Origin of the sequence: Streptomyces sp. NPDC005485, assembly GCF_040606085.1 — a bacterium.
Taxonomy (GTDB): domain Bacteria; phylum Actinomycetota; class Actinomycetes; order Streptomycetales; family Streptomycetaceae; genus Streptomyces.
In genome coordinates, this window is record NZ_JBEXDZ010000111.1 from 1 (window position 1) to 17,081 (window position 17,081).

Sequence of the window (17,081 nt, forward strand, 5' to 3'; positions counted from 1 at the left end):
CGCACACGGTGTTCGTGTGCGGCCCTTTCGCCGTTCTGTCCTCCCCGCGACTGCCTCCGCCTGGACTTCTCAGCCCTGTTCGCTCAGGGCGAACTCTCGCCGGCCGTCGCACTGGGGCTGCCCCACTCCACCTGCGGCCCCTCGAAGTGCGCCGCGTGCCGCGGTGGATGGGACGCTGCGCCGAGCACGAAGACGTCCTCCGCGCCGTCCAGGACACCGCCCGAGGGGTCGTCGTCACCGGCCCGGCGCACCGTGTCCCGATCCGGCATGAAGATGTCGCGCACGACCACGGCACACAGGTAGAGCGTTCCCAAGAGATGGACAGCGATGGCGAGTTGATAGCCGTCGGTGGGCAGTCCCTTGTGGGCGTCCCCGCTGGTCGTGTACGCGAGGTACATCCAGATCCCCAGGAAGTACGCGACCTCGCAGGCCTGCCAGATCAGGAAGTCCCGCCAGCGCGGACGGGCCAGCGCGGCGAGGGGGACCAGCCACAGCACGTACTGCGGCGAGTAGACCTTGTTGGTGAGGATGAAGGCCGCGATGATCAGGAACGCCAGCTGGGCGAAGCGCGGACGGCGCGGGGCGGTGAGCGTGAGCGCGACCATGCCCGCACAGAAGATCACCATCATGATCATCGCCCACGCGTTGGCGGAGTCGGCGGTGAACTGGATGTCGAGCCATCGCGAGACGAACAGGAAGACCGAACCGAAGTCGACCCCGCGCTCACGGCTGAAGCTGTAGAACTTCGCCCATCCTTCCGGCGCGAAGTACATCACCGGAAGGTTCACGGCGAGCCACGCTCCCACGGCGCCCAGCAGGGCGGTGCCGAACTCCCGCCATTTGCCGGCTCGCCAGCACAGGAGGAACAGCGGTCCGAGCACCAGGAACGGGTAGAACTTGGCGGCCGTGGCGAGCCCGAGCAGGACACCGAACCCAAGAGCGCGGCCTCGCGACCACATCAGCGTCGCGGCGGCCAGCAGGGCCACGGCGAGCAGATCCCAGTTGATGGTGGCCGTGAGGGCGAAGGCGGGCGCCAGAGCCACCAGGAGGCCGTCCCAGGGGCGCCGCCGATGGGTACGCGCGGTGCACACGGCGATCACTGCCGCGCAGACCATCAGCATCCCGGCGTTGGCCATCCAGTACCACTGTTCCTGGTGCTGGATGCTGCCGCTTCCCGGTGTGAGCCATGCGGCGACCTCCATGAACACACCGGTCAGCACCGGGTACTCGAGGTAGTCCATGTCACCGGAGAGCTTGTCGAAGTACGGCACGAGCCCATCGGCGAAACCGCGCCCCGAGTAGAGGTGCGGGATGTCCGAGTAGCACGCGTGCGTGTACTGCGAGCTGGCGCCGAAGAACCAGGCCCCGTCGTAGCAGGGCAGCTTCTGCACCATGCCGAGGGCGAACACGCCGATCGCCACGAGCGCGACGACTCGCACGGGGGTCCACCAGGACGTCCCGAGCAGCGCGCGCCGTCCGATGGGGCCGCCGATCAGCTCGCTGCCGGTCGTGGCGACCTCGTCCTCTTTGGTCGGCCGCACGGGCTCCGGCTCGTGCACGCTCGTTCGCGTCGTCTCTGCACTGGGCATGGCGCCCATCCTGCCGTACGCGCCTGGGAATACGCCGAGGGCCGCCGCACCTGGTCGGTGCGACGGCCCTCGTTTCACGTGAAACGGTGTGTTTCACGTGAAACACACGCGATGACGGCTATCCGTTCGGGCCTCCGAAGATGCCTCCGTTGCCGTTGCCGTTCCCTCTGGTGTTTCCGGTGGTGGTCTCCGTCGGCGTAGCGGTCACGCCTCCGTCCGTGCCACCCGTATCCGTACCGCCTGTGTCCGTGCCACCTGTGTCCGTGCCGCCTGTGCTGGTGCAGTTCCAGTCGAACTTGTTGCAGGTCTCGCTCGGCGAGGGCGAAGGAGAGATGAGGCTCTCGCTGGGCGACGGACTCGGCGACGGGCTCTCCTGCTCTTCCTCGGACTGGGTGGGCGAGGGCACCACGCTCGGGCTCGGGGTGTCGTTGATGATCGTCCCGATGTCCTCGGGCTCCGGGAAGTCGATCACCTTGGCGCCCTTGAGCGCGTCCTCCATGTAGTCGTGCCAGATCAGGGCCGGGAACGAGGCGCCGTGGATCTTCTTCTCGCCACCCGTTCCGTACATCTCCAGGAACTCGCGGCCCTTCTTGGTCTCGTCGTCGTCCATGCGGTACATACCGATCGCGGTGGACAACTGCGGGGTGTACCCGACGAACCAGGCGGACTTGTTGCCGTCCGTTGTACCGGTCTTACCGGCCACATCGCGGCCCGGGAGCTGGGCCTTGGTGCCGGTTCCCTTGTCGACCACGGTCTTGAGGACGTCCGTCACGTTGTTGGCGACGGCCGAGGTGAAGGCCTGCGTGCTCGACTTCTCGTGCTGGAAGACCGTGCCGTCCTTGTCAGTGACCTTGTCGACCGAGTACGGGTCGTTCTGCTTGCCGCTGGCGGCGAAGGTGCCGTACGCACCGGCCATGCGGATCGCGCTCGGCGAGGACGTGCCCAGGGAGAAGGACGGGTACTCGGCACTGGCAAGGCTGGTCTTCAGAATGCCCGCGCTCATGGCGGCGTCCTTGACCTTGTCCAGACCGACGTCCATGCCCAGCTGGACGTAGGCGGAGTTCACGGACTCCCGCATGGCCTCACGCAGGTCGATGTTGTAGCTCGGCGGGTTGTAGGACTGGCCGCCGTCGTTCGTCTGTCGCCACTGCTTGCCGTTCTTGTCCGTCCAGATGTCGTGGTTGAAGTCCCTGATCTTGAGCCTGTTCCTACCGCTGTACAGGCTCTTCGGAGAGACGACAGTGCGCTCGTCCTGTGCCTGGTCCTGGTCGCCGTCGGGATTACGTACACCCCACGACATGGCGGCCGCGAGGACGAACGGCTTGAACGTCGAGCCCACCTGGGCACCGGTCGCGTCGGCGTTGTCGGTGAAGTGCTTGGTCGCGTCCTCACCGCCGTAGATCGCCCTGATCGCGCCGCTTGCCGGGTCCACGGAGGCCCCGCCGAACTGGACGTGGGTGTCCGTCTCCGGCCGCAGCTTCGGCTTGATGCTCTCCTTGCGGACCTTCTTCACAGCGGCCTCGAGCGCGTCGACCTTCTTCTTCTCGAAGGTCGTCTGGATCTCGAGGCCACCCTGACGCAGCTTGGTCTCGGTGATCCCGGTCGTCTTGCTGTGGGTGGTGAGGTACGAGTTCGCGAGGTCGACGAGGTAGCCGATCTGTCCGCCCAGCTGGGCGTTCGAGCGCGGGCTCTGGATGGTGGGGAACGTCTGGTACTGATTCCGCTGAGCGGCGGTCAGGCGCCCGTCCTTGACCTCCTCGTTGAGGATCCACCGCCACCGATCCTCGGCACGCTTGCGGTTGAGCTGAGGCGTGGCACCCACCGGGTCGATCGACCTGGCACCCGCCGGGTCGTAGTACGTGGCGCCCTTGAGTACGGCAGCCAGGAACGCGCACTGGCTCGGGTTCAGCTTCGTGGCGTCCTTGTCGAAGTACGCGTGCGCGGCCGCCTGGATGCCGTAGGCGTTGCGGCCGTAGTAGGCGGAGTTCAGGTAGCCGGCCATGATGTCCTCCTTGGACACCGAGGCACCGACCTTTATGGAGACGAACAGCTCCTTGAACTTCCGGGAGATCGTCTGCGACTGGTCGTTCAGCATCGCGTTCTTCACGTACTGCTGGGTGATGGTGGAGCCGCCCTGCGTCTGACCGCCCTTGGCCATGTTCACGAAGGCGCGGGCGATACCCATCGGGTCGACGCCGCTGTCGTTCTCGAACGTCTTGTTCTCGGCCGACATGACAGCGAACCGCATCTCCTTGGGGATCTGCGAGTAGCTGATGATCTGGCGGTTCGTCTCACCACCGGTGGCAACCATCTGGCTGCCGTCCTTCCAGTAGTAGACGTTGTTCTGCGCCTTGGCGGTGTCGGCGACGACGGGGACGCTCACCATGGCGTACGCGATGCCCGCCACGGCCACCAGGCTGCCGAAGAAGCCGATGAACAGTCCCGACACGAGCTTCCAGGACGGCACCCAGCGCGCGGCGCCGTACTTCCCGGCGCGCGGGTAGTCGATGAAGCGTTTCTTGGCGGGTGCGGAACCGCGCCCACGGCCACGACCGGGACCGTTCGGACCACCAGGCGCACCGCGTCGGCCACCGCCGCCACCGGGACCGCCCCGCCCCGCCCCGTCGGCGCCTCTGCGCCGGCCTCCTCCACCGGTACTTCTCTGGGCCGCCCGCCGGGCCTCTGCACGGCCACCGTACGGGCGCTCCTCACCTCCCGACCCATAGGAGTCGGAAGGAGACCCGGTGTCGCCTCGGGGTGCCGCACGGCGGCCTTCGGACGGGCCGGGCTGACCGCGTCGGGCCGCGGCACGTCCGCCGCCCTGCGGCTGCGCTTGCGGCGGCGGTTTGCGACGGTGCTCGCTCATCGAACGATTACTCCTCGGGCAGGCGCACCCTTGCGCGCCTGGAAACGGCAGCTGGTTTCCGGTCCCCCCGAAGTACGGATGCGGTCGTTTTCGCATTCACCCGTACTGCACCGGGGACGAGGACGCCCCCACGCGTCACTCGGTTCCCGGTGGTGTGCATGCCGCACAGACTACGCACCGTCAAAACCCACCTAGGGCCGAAGTTCACCCCAAATCAGGCAACTCTCTTCCTACGAATCGGTGATGTGACGCCGTTCACCGTGCCCCCTCTTGTCGCACCGGCGAGAGCGATCTATCGTGCTGATGTATCGAGTCGATACATCAGCCCGGCATAAAGGCCGTGCCGAGGAGACCGCGCAGAAGAGGAGGCGACGATGAACCGGCGTTCCGGGATCCTCGAATTCGCCGTACTCGGCCTGCTCCGCGAGTCCCCGATGCACGGCTACGAGCTGCGGAAACGTCTCAACACGTCACTGGGTGTGTTCCGTGCCTTCAGCTACGGAACGCTCTACCCCTGCCTCAAGACGCTGGTCGCCAACGGCTGGTTGATCGAGGAATCGGGGGCCACACCTGAGGACGCCCTCACAGCTCCACTCGCAGGGCGTCGCGCCAAGATCGTCTACCGGTTGACGGCAGAAGGTAAGGAACATTTCGAGGAGCTCCTCTCGCAGACGGGCCCCGACGCGTACGAGGACGAGCACTTCGCCGCTCGCTTCGCGTTCTTCGGGCAGACGTCACGCGACGTACGCGTGCGCGTACTCGAGGGCCGCCGCAGTCGGCTGGAGGAGCGCCTGGAGAAGATGCGCGCCTCCCTGGCGCGCACCCGGGAGCGCCTCGACGACTACACGCTTGAGCTCCAGCGCCACGGAATGGAGTCCGTGGAGCGCGAAGTGCGCTGGCTGAACGAGCTCATCGAGAGCGAGCGAGCCGGACGGGACCTCAAGGGGTCCTCCTCCGAAGGCTCCGCTCAGCAGAACAGCACATCTGGGGAGTCGGGCGGCCTGCCCCGGTACCGGGGGGGCACCCCCGGTCCGGATCCGTCCGATGACACTGCCACGTGAGGCCCATTCGGGGTTTCACCAAGTACACAAACAGGGAGCAACCGGAATGGGTTCGGTTCGCGTAGCCATCGTCGGCGTGGGCAACTGCGCCGCCTCGCTGGTGCAGGGCGTCGAGTACTACAAGGACGCCGACCCGGCGTCCAAGGTCCCCGGCCTGATGCACGTTCAGTTCGGCGACTACCACGTCGGTGACGTCGAGTTCGTCGCCGCCTTCGACGTCGACGCGAAGAAGGTCGGCCTCGACCTCTCCGACGCCATCGGTGCCAGCGAGAACAACACCATCAAGATCTGCGACGTCCCGAACAAGGGCGTCACGGTCCAGCGCGGCCACACCCTCGACGGTCTCGGTAAGTACTACCGCATGACCATCGAGGAGTCCGCCGAGGCCCCGGTCGACATCGTCCAGATCCTCAAGGACAAGCAGGTCGACGTCCTCGTCTGCTACCTGCCCGTCGGTTCCGAGGACGCGGCGAAGTTCTACGCGCAGTGCGCCATCGACGCCAAGGTCGCCTTCGTCAACGCTCTTCCGGTCTTCATCGCCGGCACCAAGGAGTGGGCGGACAAGTTCACCGAGGCGGGCGTCCCGATCGTCGGCGACGACATCAAGTCTCAGGTCGGCGCCACCATCACGCACCGCGTGATGGCGAAGCTGTTCGAGGACCGCGGTGTCCGTCTTGAGCGCACCATGCAGCTCAACGTCGGCGGCAACATGGACTTCAAGAACATGCTGGAGCGCGACCGCCTCGAGTCCAAGAAGATCTCGAAGACGCAGGCCGTCACCTCGCAGATCCCGGACCGCGAGCTGGGCGAGAAGAACGTCCACATCGGCCCGTCGGACTACGTGCAGTGGCTGGACGACCGCAAGTGGGCGTACGTCCGCCTTGAGGGCCGCGCGTTCGGCGACGTCCCGCTGAACCTGGAGTACAAGCTCGAGGTCTGGGACTCCCCGAACTCCGCGGGTGTCATCATCGACGCCGTGCGCGCCGCGAAGATCGCCAAGGACCGCGGCATCGGCGGCCCGATCCTCTCCGCGTCGAGCTACTTCATGAAGTCCCCGCCGGTGCAGTACTTCGACGACGAGGCGTACGCGAACGTCGAGAAGTTCATCAAGGGCGAGGTCGAGCGCTAAAGCACACCTTGGTGAGCGCTGTTGAGGGTCCTCGGGCATTCCGCCCGGGGACCCTCCTCGTATGTGAGGCTGTCCGCCATGGCTGTCGTGCGTGACCTGCGCGTTCTCCTGCGCTTCCAGGGGTTCCGGCAACTGCTCGGCGTACGGCTGCTGTCCCAGGGCGCCGACGGCGTCTATCAGGTCGCGCTCGCCACCTACGTCGTCTTCTCCCCGGAGAAGCAGACCTCGGCGGCCTCCATCGCCTCCGCGATGGCGGTTCTCCTGCTGCCGTACTCCCTCGTCGGCCCCTTCGCGGGCGTCCTGCTGGACCGCTGGCGACGCCGCCAGGTCTTTCTGTACGGCAACCTGCTGCGCGCCGGGCTGGCGTGCGCGACGGCCGTCCTGATGGTCGCTCACGTACCCGACTGGCTCTTCTACGTGTCCGCGCTGTGCGTCACCGCGATCAACAGGTTCGTCCTGTCGGGCCTCTCGGCCTCGCTGCCGCGCGTTGTCGATGCGGAGCGCCTCGTCATCGCCAACTCCCTGTCACCCACCGCCGGAACGCTCGCCGCGACCGCGGGCGCGGGCCTCGCCTTCGTCGTCCGGATCGTCGCCGCCGACTCCGACGCCGCCGTGGTGCTGCTGGGGGCCTCGCTGTACCTGGCCTCGGCGCTCGTGTCGCTGCGCATCGCTCCGCAACTGCTCGGGCCCGACCTGGAGTTGGTGCAGCAGCGCCTCGCCACGGCGTTCGCCGGCACCGCACGTGACCTCGCGGCGGGTGTGCGCCACCTGGCCGAGCCCACGCGGCGCGAGGCGGCCTGGGCGCTCATGGCGATGACGCTGATGCGCTTCTGCTACGGCGCCGTGACGGTCATGGTGCTGATGCTCTGCCGATACGCCTGGTCGCACGACTCGGACGGCGGACTCGCCCTGCTGGGACTGGCCGTGGGCATCTCCGGGGCGGGATTCTTCGCCGCGGCCGTGGTGACTCCCTGGGCGGCGGGGCGGCTCGGCCGCGGCAGCTGGATCGCCGTGTGCGCCGGTGCCGCCGCGGTCCTGGAACCCGCGCTCGGCCTCCCGTTCGCGCCGGCACCGATGCTGGCCGCGGCCTTCGTCCTCGGAGTGACCACCCAGGGCTCGAAGATCGCCACGGACACGATCGTGCAGTCCTCGGTCGACGACGGCTTCCGCGGCCGGATCTTCTCCGTTTACGACGTGCTCTTCAACGTCGCCTTTGTCGGAGCGGCCGCGGTAGCCGCCCTGATGCTGCCTCCTGACGGGCGGTCGGCTGCCCTGGTGGTCACGGCGGCCGTTATCTACGCGTCAATTGCTGGCGCTATGGCCCGCTTTGAACTTCAGTAAGTGTCACATCAGTGCCACAGAGCCCCACCGGGCTTCGTGGTTGTCACAGCGGCCCGATAGCTTACGTGCGTCTTATTCGCGTCACGCGCTTACGCTTCTAGGGGGACCCCCAAGTGACTACTCCGCCGCCCCAGGGCCAGAACCCGTTCGCTCAGGGCCAGCAGCCCTACGGCCAGGCGCCCCAGGGTCAGGCCCCGTACGGCCAGCCGCCCCAGGGCCAGGCTCCGTACGGCCAGCAGCCGCCGCAGGGGTACCCGCAGCAGCCCGGCCAGCCCGGCTTCCCGCAGCAGGGCTCCCCGTACATGGGCCAGGGCGCCCCGGTCCCTCCGCCGCCGAGCCGCCGCCCCAAGTTCAAGACGATCAAGAACGTCGTCATCGTCGTGGTAGCCCTCGGCGCGGTCCTCTTCGGCTGGATAGCGAGCCGTGATGACGCCGACACCGCGAAGGTCGGCGACTGCATGAGCATCGGCAACCCGGACAGCACCACCGACCCGGACCTCGAGGTCGTCGACTGCAGCAGCTCGAAGGCCAAGTACAAGGTCGAGCAGAAGAAGGACGGCAGCAGCGCCAGCTGTGACCGCACCAAGTACGCCGAGTACAGCGAGAGCGGTGACGGCAGCAACTTCACCCTCTGCCTTTCGCCGTACTCCGCCAAGTAAGGCCCGCACTGACGCCCAAGGGGCGGTGTTTCACGTGAAACCGTGAAACACCGCCCCTTGGCACATGTCGAGCCAGGACCGCCCAGTGTCATGTTTCACGTGAAACATGGCGCCGAACCGTTGCGCGTGAGCCCTGTTCGCCGGCCTCGCTTGTCAGCCCTGCGGCGAACCGTCCCCCTGCGAGGCCCACCACTCCTTGAGTGCCGCCACCGCCGCGTCGTGCTCCATCGGGCCGTTCTCCAGGCGGAGCTCCAGCAGGAACTTGTACGCCTGGCCGATGGCGGGGCCCGGGCGTACGCCGAGGATTTCCATGATCTGGTTGCCGTCGAGGTCGGGCCTGATGGCGTCCAGCTCTTCCTGCTCCTGGAGCTGAGCGATGCGCTCCTCCAGCCCGTCGTATGCGCGCGAGAGTGCGGTCGCCCTGCGCTTGTTGCGCGTGGTGCAGTCGGAGCGGGTCAGCTTGTGCAGGCGGTCGAGGAGCGGGCCCGCGTCCCGTACATAGCGGCGGACCGCGGAGTCCGTCCACTCGCCCGTGCCGTACCCGTGGAATCGCAGGTGGAGTTCGACCAGCTGTGAGACGTCCTTCACCAGCTCGTTGGAGTACTTGAGCGCCGTCATCCGCTTCTTGGTCATCTTGGCGCCCACCACCTCGTGATGGTGGAAGGAGACCCGGCCGTCGTCCTCGAAGCGGCGCGTCCGCGGCTTGCCGATGTCGTGCAGCAGCGCGGCAAGCCGGAGGACCAGGTCGGGGCCGTTCTCCTCCAGCTCGATCGCCTGCTCCAGAACGATCAGGGTGTGCTCGTACACGTCCTTGTGCCGGTGGTGCTCGTCACGCTCCAGCCTCAGTGCGGGAAGCTCGGGCAGGACATGGTCGGCGAGACCGGTGTCCACCAGCAATGTCAGGCCCTTGCGGGGGTGCGGGGAGAGGATCAGCTTGTTCAGCTCGTCCCGCACCCGCTCCGCCGAGACGATCTCGATACGTCCTGCCATGTCCGTCATCGCACCGACGACCTCGGGGGCCACCTCGAAGTCGAGCTGCGCGGCGAAGCGCGCGGCCCGCATCATCCTCAGCGGATCGTCGGAGAAGGACTCCTCGGGAGTGCCCGGAGTGCGCAGAACGCGAGCGTCCAGGTCGTCCAGGCCGCCGTAGGGGTCGATGAAGTCCTTCTCCGGAAGCGCCACTGCCATGGCGTTCACGGTGAAGTCACGGCGCACGAGATCCTGCTCGATGGAGTCCCCGTAGGACACCTCGGGCTTGCGCGAGGTCCGGTCGTACGCCTCGGAGCGGTACGTGGTCACCTCGATCAGGTAGCCGTCCTTCTGCGCCCCGACCGTGCCGAACGCGATCCCGACCTCCCAGACGGAGTCCGCCCAGGGCCGCACGATCTTCAGTACGTCCTCGGGACGGGCGTCAGTGGTGAAGTCCAGATCGTTGCCGAGCCGGCCGAGGAGCGCGTCCCGGACCGAGCCGCCGACGAGAGCGAGCGAGAACCCTGCCTCCTGAAAGCGGCGGGCGAGGTCGTCGGCGACAGGGGACACCCGCAGCAGTTCACTCACCGCGCGGCGCTGCACCTGACTCAGGGCACTGAGGTTGTCTTCGTTGGCGTTCGGCACAACAGAAAAGGGTACGTGGCCCGGACCGTCACGGGCGCCTCCATTAAACGTGCACAGAGACCCCGGCGATCCCCGCCCGGGCGCTCCCCTTGATACATGCACATACAGGACACCCCGCCGGCGTCCCCTGATCTTGTGGAGCAGTCCGCGGCACTTACCCTCGGCGCGCATCGTTACCATGCGTGGACGCACATTCCGACGACCACTGAACGACGACGAGGGACGGGCGAGCGCGTGGCCGAGGCGGCAGACTTCCAGGGGATGACTCCCTCACCTGCCCGCCGCTGGCTGCGGCGCACCGGGGCACTGCTCGCCGGTGCGCCATTGCTGGCCGGACTGCTCCAGCTGCCCGCCGCCGCGTCCGCGTCCGCCGCGGTGACGGCCTCCCCGGCCGAGGCCGCGAGCTCCGGCACGGTCGGCGTCTCCCTCGACTCGGTCAGCCCCAGCGCTCCCACGGACGGCGATACCGTCACTCTCGCCGGGACGGTCACCAACAACGGCAAGCAGACGGTCACGGCAGCCCAGGTGGACGTGCGCGTGGGCCCGTCCATGAGCGGCCGCAGCAGCATCGACACCGTCGCCAGGCGCGGCGTCTACCAGTCGGGCCTGGACGGGCTTCCGGTCGGCGGCAAGTACGTCAAGAAGTTCTCCAGGCTCGCCACGGGTGTCTCGCAGCCCTTCAGCATCTCGGTCCCGGTCAAGGAGCTCGACCTGAGCTCCGACGGGGTCTACCAGCTCGGCGTCTCCCTCACGGGTCAGACCGCCGCCGAGCCGTGGTCCCACGTCCTCGGCATCCAGCGGACGTTCCTGCCGTACCAGTCCGACGAGGCCGACACCACGACGAAGACGACGTACCTCTGGCCGCTGATCTCCACGGTCCACCTCAGGGCGGAGACCGGTTCGGACGCGCAGCAGACACCCGTCTTCCAGAACGACGACCTGGCCAAGGAGATCGCCCCCGGCGGGCGGCTTGAACAGCTCCTGTCGCTGGGCAGCGATCTCGACGTGACCTGGGTGCTCGACCCTGACCTGCTGGCCTCCGTCGACGCGATGACGAAGAGCTACCGGATCCAGGTCGACGCCGACCACACCAAGGCGGGCACGAACCAGGCGGTGGCCAAGGCGTGGCTCGACAAGCTCGAGAACACCGTCGAGGGCAAGGAGATCGTCGCACTGCCCTTTGCCGACCCCGACCTCGCGTCGTTGGCCCACAACGGCGTCACCGGTTCCCTGAGCCACCTCAAGGACGCCACCGACGTGGCCTCCAGCACAGTGGAGACGATCCTTCATGCGAAGGCCGCCACCGACTTCGCCTGGCCCGTGGAAGGGGCCGTCGATCCGCTGATCGTCAAGGTCGCCACCTCGGCCGGCGCCGACAAGGTGATCGCCCGCAGTGACAGCCTGCGCGAGACCGGTGGGCTGTCCTACACACCCACCGCCGCCCGCCCCATCGGCGGCGGCACCACCGCCTTGGTCTCCGACTCCCGGCTGTCGACCGTCTTCCAGGGCGACATGACGACGGCCGGCGGCTCCACGCTCGCCGTGCAGGAGTTCCTCGCGCAGAGCCTGATGATCAACCTTCAGGAGCCGGACAAGCAGCGCAGCATCGTGGTCGCCCCGCAGCGCATGCCGTCCGCGAGCCAGGCGCAGGCCATGGCCGCGGCCCTGACGGCCCTCCAGGGCGGGAACTGGTCGCAGTACCAGGGCCTGTCCGCCGCGGCCAAGGCCAAGCCGGACGCGGGCGCCACCACGAGGGTGCCCGCCAAGTCCGCCTACCCCTCCTCGCTGCGCAAGCAGGAGCTGCCGCAGTCGGCCTTCCAGCGCATCGAAGAAACCCAGGGCAAGCTCAACACCTTCCAGATGATCCTCACGGACAAGTCCCGCGTGGTGACTCCCTTCGGGCGGGCCATAGACCGCGGGATGTCCACGTCCTGGCGCGGCCGCGCCGCGGCGGGGGCGACCTTCCGCACGGGCGTGGAGAAGTACCTCGAACAGCTGACCAGTCTGGTCGGGCTGATCGATAAATCCGACGCGAAGCTCTCGGGCCGCAGCGCCACGATCCCCGTGACCGTGAAGAACAACCTCGTACAGGGCGTCGACCGCCTTGTGCTGCGCCTCACCTCGCAGCAGCCCAAACGCCTGAAGATCGGCGAAGGCCGCTACGACGAGCAGCCCATCCAGGTCTCGGGCGAGCACAGCCAGTCGGTGAAGTTCACCACTTCGGCCAACGCCAACGGTCCCGTGACGGTGGTCGCCCAGCTGTACACGCAGGACGGCCAGAAGTACGGCCCCGAGGTCACCTTCGAGGTGAAGGTCACCGAGATCACCCCCACCGTGATGCTGGTCATCGGCGGCGGCGTCCTGCTGCTCGTGCTCGCCGGATTCCGGATGTACACGCAGCGCAAGCGCGCAGCCGCCCGGCAGGCCGCGGAAGAAGCAGAGGACACGGAGGACGGTCCCGAGGGCGCGGGCGTGAACAAGGACGCCGACGGCGCCGTAGACACCGAAAACGCCGAAAGCTCCGAGGACGACTCACCAGAGGAGTCCACGGATTCCGAGGCGGAGGACCCGGAGCACCCGAGTGACCCGACACCGGACACCGCACCGGAAAGCGCCGGCCCGTCCGGCACGGGTGAGAGAGTGGACCGTTGAGCGATGTCGTGGCCGGTGGGCCCGGGGACGATGAGGTGGGGTAACCATGAACGCGCCGTACGACGGTGACCGCGGGCAGGGCGCCACGGGCAGCTCGGGCTACCCCGAGGGCCCGCTGCCCGAGCCCGGCCAGGTGCCACCGGGGCCGCCCGCGGACATGTACCTCCAGGACGCCTACGACCAGGATCCCTACCGGGGGCAGGACCTCTCCGCCCAGGACCCGGTCGCCGAGGCGCTCTACGACCGCGCCGCGCACCCCCCGCCCCCGCCCGGCACCTACCAGCCGCAGCCGCCGCTCTACGCCCAGCCGCCCACGTCGCAGTACGCCCCCGATCCCCGGGTCTGGGCGCAGACGCCCCCGCCGGAGCCGGCCGGCCCGACGCGACACCTTCCCTACGGCGACGACGCGCGCACGACCCAGTACGTGGGCGTCGACGACCTGGTCACCCAGGCCGGCGAGGAGCGCCACGAACCCGACGCCTTCGCACATCTCTTCCGCGACCAGCAGCAGGGCGGCGGCCGTCCGCCCACGGGCCCGTCGGTCCCCGGCCCCTCCCAGGCGCCGTCCCCGGGCTACGGCCAGACGGGACCGCCTCCCGAACCGATGTCCGACCAGACGATGCAGCTCACCCCCACAGTCGCACCGGCGCCCGCGGCCGCCCCGAAGAAGGCCGGGGGCCGCGCGTCGGGGCTGCTGAAGTCGAGCGCGGTGATGGCGGCGGGCACGCTGGTGTCCCGGCTGACCGGGTTCGTCCGGACCATGATCATCACAGCGGCCCTGGGCGCCGCGACCCTCGGTGACGTCTGGGGCGTTGCCTACACGCTGCCGACGATGATCTACATCCTGACCGTCGGCGGCGGCCTCAACTCCGTGTTCGTACCGCAGCTGGTGCGGTCCATGAAGGAGGACGAGGACGGCGGTGAGGCCTACGCCAACCGCCTGCTGACCCTCGTCATGGTCGCCCTCGGCGTGATCGTCACGATCGTCGTCTTCGCGGCGCCCCTGCTGATCCAGTTGATGTCGCATGCCATCGCCAGCGACCCCCCGGCGAACAACGTCGCCGTCACCTTCGCCCGCTACTGCCTGCCCACGATCTTCTTCATGGGCATCCACGTGGTGATGGGACAGATCCTCAACGCCCGCGGGAAGTTCGGCGCGATGATGTGGACTCCGGTCCTCAACAACATCGTCATGATCGCCACCTTCGGTCTGTTCCTCTGGGTCTATGGGACCGCCGCGGACTCCGGCATGACGGTGCACAACATCCCGGCCGACGGAATCCGTCTCCTCGGCATCGGAACGCTGCTCGGACTGGTCGTACAGGCCGTGGCGATGGTTCCGTACCTGCGAGAGACCGGCTTCCGTTTCCGACTGCGCTTCGACTGGAGAGGGCACGGACTCGGCAAGGCCGTAGCGCTGGCCAAGTGGACCGTGCTCTTCGTCCTCGCCAACCAGGCAGGTGTCCTCGTCGTCACCCAGCTCGCGACGGCAGCGGGCAAGGCCTCCGGCAAGAGCGGCACGGGCATCCTGGCCTACTCCAACGCACAGCTCATCTGGGGCATGCCGCAGGCGATCATCACCGTTTCGGTCATGGCCGCGATGCTGCCCCGGATCTCGCGCGCGGCCCATGACGGCGACCCGGGCGCGGTCCGCGACGACATCTCGCAAGGCCTGCGTACCTCGGCCGTCGCGATCGTTCCGGTGGCCTTCATGTTCGTGGCCCTCGGCATCCCGATGTGCACCCTGCTCTTCGGCTCCAGCGGCATCGGATCCGCGCAGTCCCAGGGTTATGTCCTGATGGCCTTCGGCCTCGGCCTGATCCCTTTCTCCGTGCAGTACGTCGTCCTGCGCGGCTTCTACGCCTATGAGGACACCCGCACCCCCTTCTACAACACGGTCATCGTGGCCGCGGTCAACGCGGCGGCTTCGGCCGTGTGCTACGTGATCCTTCCCGCACAGTGGGCGGTCGTCGGCATGGCCGGGTCGTACGGGCTGGCCTACGCCGTGGGCGTCGGAGTGGCCTGGCAGCGGCTGCGCAAGCGGCTCGGCGGCGATCTGGACGGGACGCGCGTACTGCGGACGTACGCGCGGCTCTGCCTCGCGGCCATCCCTGGCGCCTTGGTGGGCGGCGCGGTCGGTTTCGCCATCACCCGGGCGCTCGGACACGGAGCGCTCGGCTCGATCGCGGCACTGCTGATCGGCTCGATCGCCCTGCTCGGTGTCTTCTACATCGCCGCACGCAAAATGCGCATCGAGGAACTCAACTCAATGGTCGGAATGGTCCGCGGGCGCCTGGGGCGCTGAGGCGGGGGTAGGCGCACAACCATCGTCCGCCGCCGTGTGTCGTGCATAGCGCCGGACTGTGGGCACAATTGGGTTCGGCGTCGGACAGCTTGCAACGGATGGGGAGGCAGGGAACGACGGTGGCGGAACGGAGCACGGCTGCCGTCGACGTGGCAGACAACAGCGGTGACAAGCCGCTGACCGCCAAGGCGGACCAGTCCACGGCCGACGGGGTGGCCCAGAACCGGGAGCGGGACACGGAGAGCTCGGCGAGCGAAGAGGCACAGGGGAGCGGCGGCACCGAGGGTCCGGGGAGGACCACACCGCCCGAACTGCACAGCGGCCACAAGCTCGCCAGACGCTACCGACTCGAAGAATGCGTCACCCGGCTGGACGGTTTCAGCAGTTGGCGCGCGGTGGACGAGAAACTCCGCCGTGCCGTCGGCGTGCATCTGCTGCCCGCCGACCATCCACGGGCCCGCTCGGTACTGGCGGCGGCCCGTTCCTCCGCCCTGCTGGGCGACCCCCGCTTCGTGCAGGTCCTGGACGCGGTCGAGGAGAACGACCTCGTCTACGTGGTCCACGAATGGCTGCCGGACGCCACTGAACTCACGGCCCTCCTGGTCTCGGGCCCGCTGGAGGTGCACGACGCCTACCAGATGGTCACCCAGGTCTCGCAGGCGATGACCGCCGCGCACCGCGAGGGGCTCGCCCACCTCCGGCTGACGCCCGGTGCCGTACTGCGGACCTCGTCCGGCCAGTGGCGCATCCGCGGTCTCGCCGTGAACGCCGCGCTGCGCGGCATCAGTTCGGACACCCCGCAGCGCACCGACACGGAGGCGATCGGCGCGCTCCTGTACGCCGCGCTCACCCAGCGCTGGCCGTACGAGAACGACGCCTACGGTCTGTCGGGGCTGCCCAAGGGTGTTGGCCTCATCGCCCCCGACCAGGTGCGTGCCGGTGTGCACCGCGGCCTGTCGGAGCTTGCGATGCGCGCGCTCGTCAACGACGGCGCGACCGCCTCCCGCCAGGAACCGCCGTGCACCACTCCGGAGGAGCTGGGCAGGGCGATCAGCGAGATGCCCCGCATCCGCCCGCCGGAGCCCGCGTTCACCGCTCCTCCGGAGTACCAGCGCACGACGTACCAGCAGGGCACGTACGGCCGCCAGGCGCCGCGTCCCGGGGCCACCCAGCCCCTGCCCGCTCCACCGCCCCCGCTGCAGAGCCGTACCGGAAGAGCCCTCAAGTGGGCCGTCTCCGCGCTGCTCATCGCCGCGCTGGGCCTCGGCAGCTGGCAGCTCGCGGACGCGCTCATGGACCGCAGCGACAAGAACGACGACACGGGCAACACCCAGACCACGGACGGCAACGACAAGAACGGCGACAAGACGAAGCCGGTCAAGCCGATCACGATCCAGGGGGCTCAGGAGTACGTGGCCGAGGGCGACGCCCAGCATCCCGGTGACGTGAACAAGACGTACGACGACAGCACTTCGACGGGCTGGCGGACCAACAGCTACAAAGACGGCCCGAAGATACTGATCAAGCCTGGCGTCGGCATCGTCTACGACCTCGGCTCCGCCCAGAAGGTGTCGGCCGCGACGCTCTCGCTGCGGTACGTCGGAGATCACACGACGATCGGCCTCTACGCGACCGACTCACTGAGCTCGTCCACACCGCTGAGCTCCATGAAGGAACTCGGAACGGTGACGACGAGCGGCACCTCCGCGAAGGTGACGGCCGGCAAGCCGGTGAAGACTCGCTACGTGCTGGTGTGGCTGACGGCGATGCCGCTCTCGGGGGCCGACTCGGCCAACTACAGCTACGCCGGCTACAAGCAGGCCATCACGAACGTGAAGTTCACCGGCTGACGCTCGGCAGCTGAA

10 protein-coding genes are annotated in these 17,081 nt (G+C 68.2%); 7 read left to right on the forward strand and 3 right to left on the reverse strand.

Annotation, left to right across the window (positions count from 1 at the left end):
- Window positions 1-83: 83 nt before the first annotated feature.
- Window positions 84-1,589: a glycosyltransferase 87 family protein gene (locus tag ABZS97_RS30345; RefSeq protein ID WP_356142736.1), complete on the reverse strand. Its 1,506-nt coding sequence runs from the start codon at window positions 1,587-1,589 to the stop codon at window positions 84-86.
- A gap of 118 nt (window positions 1,590-1,707) precedes the next feature.
- The gene (locus ABZS97_RS30350; RefSeq protein WP_356142738.1) at window positions 1,708-4,455 is read right to left on the reverse strand and encodes a transglycosylase domain-containing protein; all 2,748 of its coding nucleotides are present in this window, start codon (window positions 4,453-4,455) and stop codon (window positions 1,708-1,710) included.
- Between the two features lie 374 nt (window positions 4,456-4,829).
- Here ABZS97_RS30350 and ABZS97_RS30355 point away from each other — a divergent pair, with 374 nt between their 5' ends.
- The 4 genes from ABZS97_RS30355 to ABZS97_RS30370 all read left to right on the forward strand — a co-directional run bounded on the left by ABZS97_RS30355 (window position 4,830) and on the right by ABZS97_RS30370 (window position 8,645).
- Complete coding sequence (locus ABZS97_RS30355; RefSeq protein ID WP_356142740.1) at window positions 4,830-5,516, forward strand: PadR family transcriptional regulator; 687 nt, start codon at window positions 4,830-4,832, stop codon at window positions 5,514-5,516.
- Window positions 5,517-5,562: 46 nt separating this feature from the next.
- Complete coding sequence (locus tag ABZS97_RS30360; RefSeq protein ID WP_356142742.1) at window positions 5,563-6,645, forward strand: inositol-3-phosphate synthase; 1,083 nt, start codon at window positions 5,563-5,565, stop codon at window positions 6,643-6,645.
- Window positions 6,646-6,723: 78 nt separating this feature from the next.
- Window positions 6,724-7,986, forward strand: coding sequence for an MFS transporter (locus ABZS97_RS30365; RefSeq protein WP_356142744.1), 1,263 nt, complete (start codon window positions 6,724-6,726; stop codon window positions 7,984-7,986).
- A 113-nt stretch (window positions 7,987-8,099) separates the two neighbouring features.
- Window positions 8,100-8,645, forward strand: coding sequence for a hypothetical protein (locus ABZS97_RS30370; protein WP_356142746.1), 546 nt, complete (start codon window positions 8,100-8,102; stop codon window positions 8,643-8,645).
- Between the two features lie 153 nt (window positions 8,646-8,798).
- On the opposite strand, the gene ABZS97_RS30375 is transcribed toward ABZS97_RS30370, so the two are convergent.
- Window positions 8,799-10,259 carry a CCA tRNA nucleotidyltransferase gene (locus tag ABZS97_RS30375; RefSeq protein ID WP_356142748.1) on the reverse strand — a complete coding sequence of 487 codons (1,461 nt, stop codon included), beginning with the start codon at window positions 10,257-10,259 and terminating at the stop codon, window positions 8,799-8,801.
- 234 nt (window positions 10,260-10,493) lie between these two features.
- On the opposite strand from ABZS97_RS30375, the gene ABZS97_RS30380 reads away from it, so the two are divergent.
- From ABZS97_RS30380 to ABZS97_RS30390, 3 genes are all read left to right on the forward strand, one after another.
- Entirely contained in the window at window positions 10,494-12,911 is a 2,418-nt protein-coding gene (locus ABZS97_RS30380; RefSeq protein ID WP_356142750.1) for a DUF6049 family protein, read from the forward strand.
- Window positions 12,912-12,957: 46 nt separating this feature from the next.
- Window positions 12,958-15,216: a murein biosynthesis integral membrane protein MurJ gene (murJ, locus tag ABZS97_RS30385; RefSeq protein ID WP_356142752.1), complete on the forward strand. Its 2,259-nt coding sequence runs from the start codon at window positions 12,958-12,960 to the stop codon at window positions 15,214-15,216.
- A 119-nt stretch (window positions 15,217-15,335) separates the two neighbouring features.
- Window positions 15,336-17,066 carry a protein kinase family protein gene (locus tag ABZS97_RS30390; protein ID WP_356142754.1) on the forward strand — a complete coding sequence of 577 codons (1,731 nt, stop codon included), beginning with the start codon at window positions 15,336-15,338 and terminating at the stop codon, window positions 17,064-17,066.
- Window positions 17,067-17,081 lie beyond the last annotated feature (15 nt).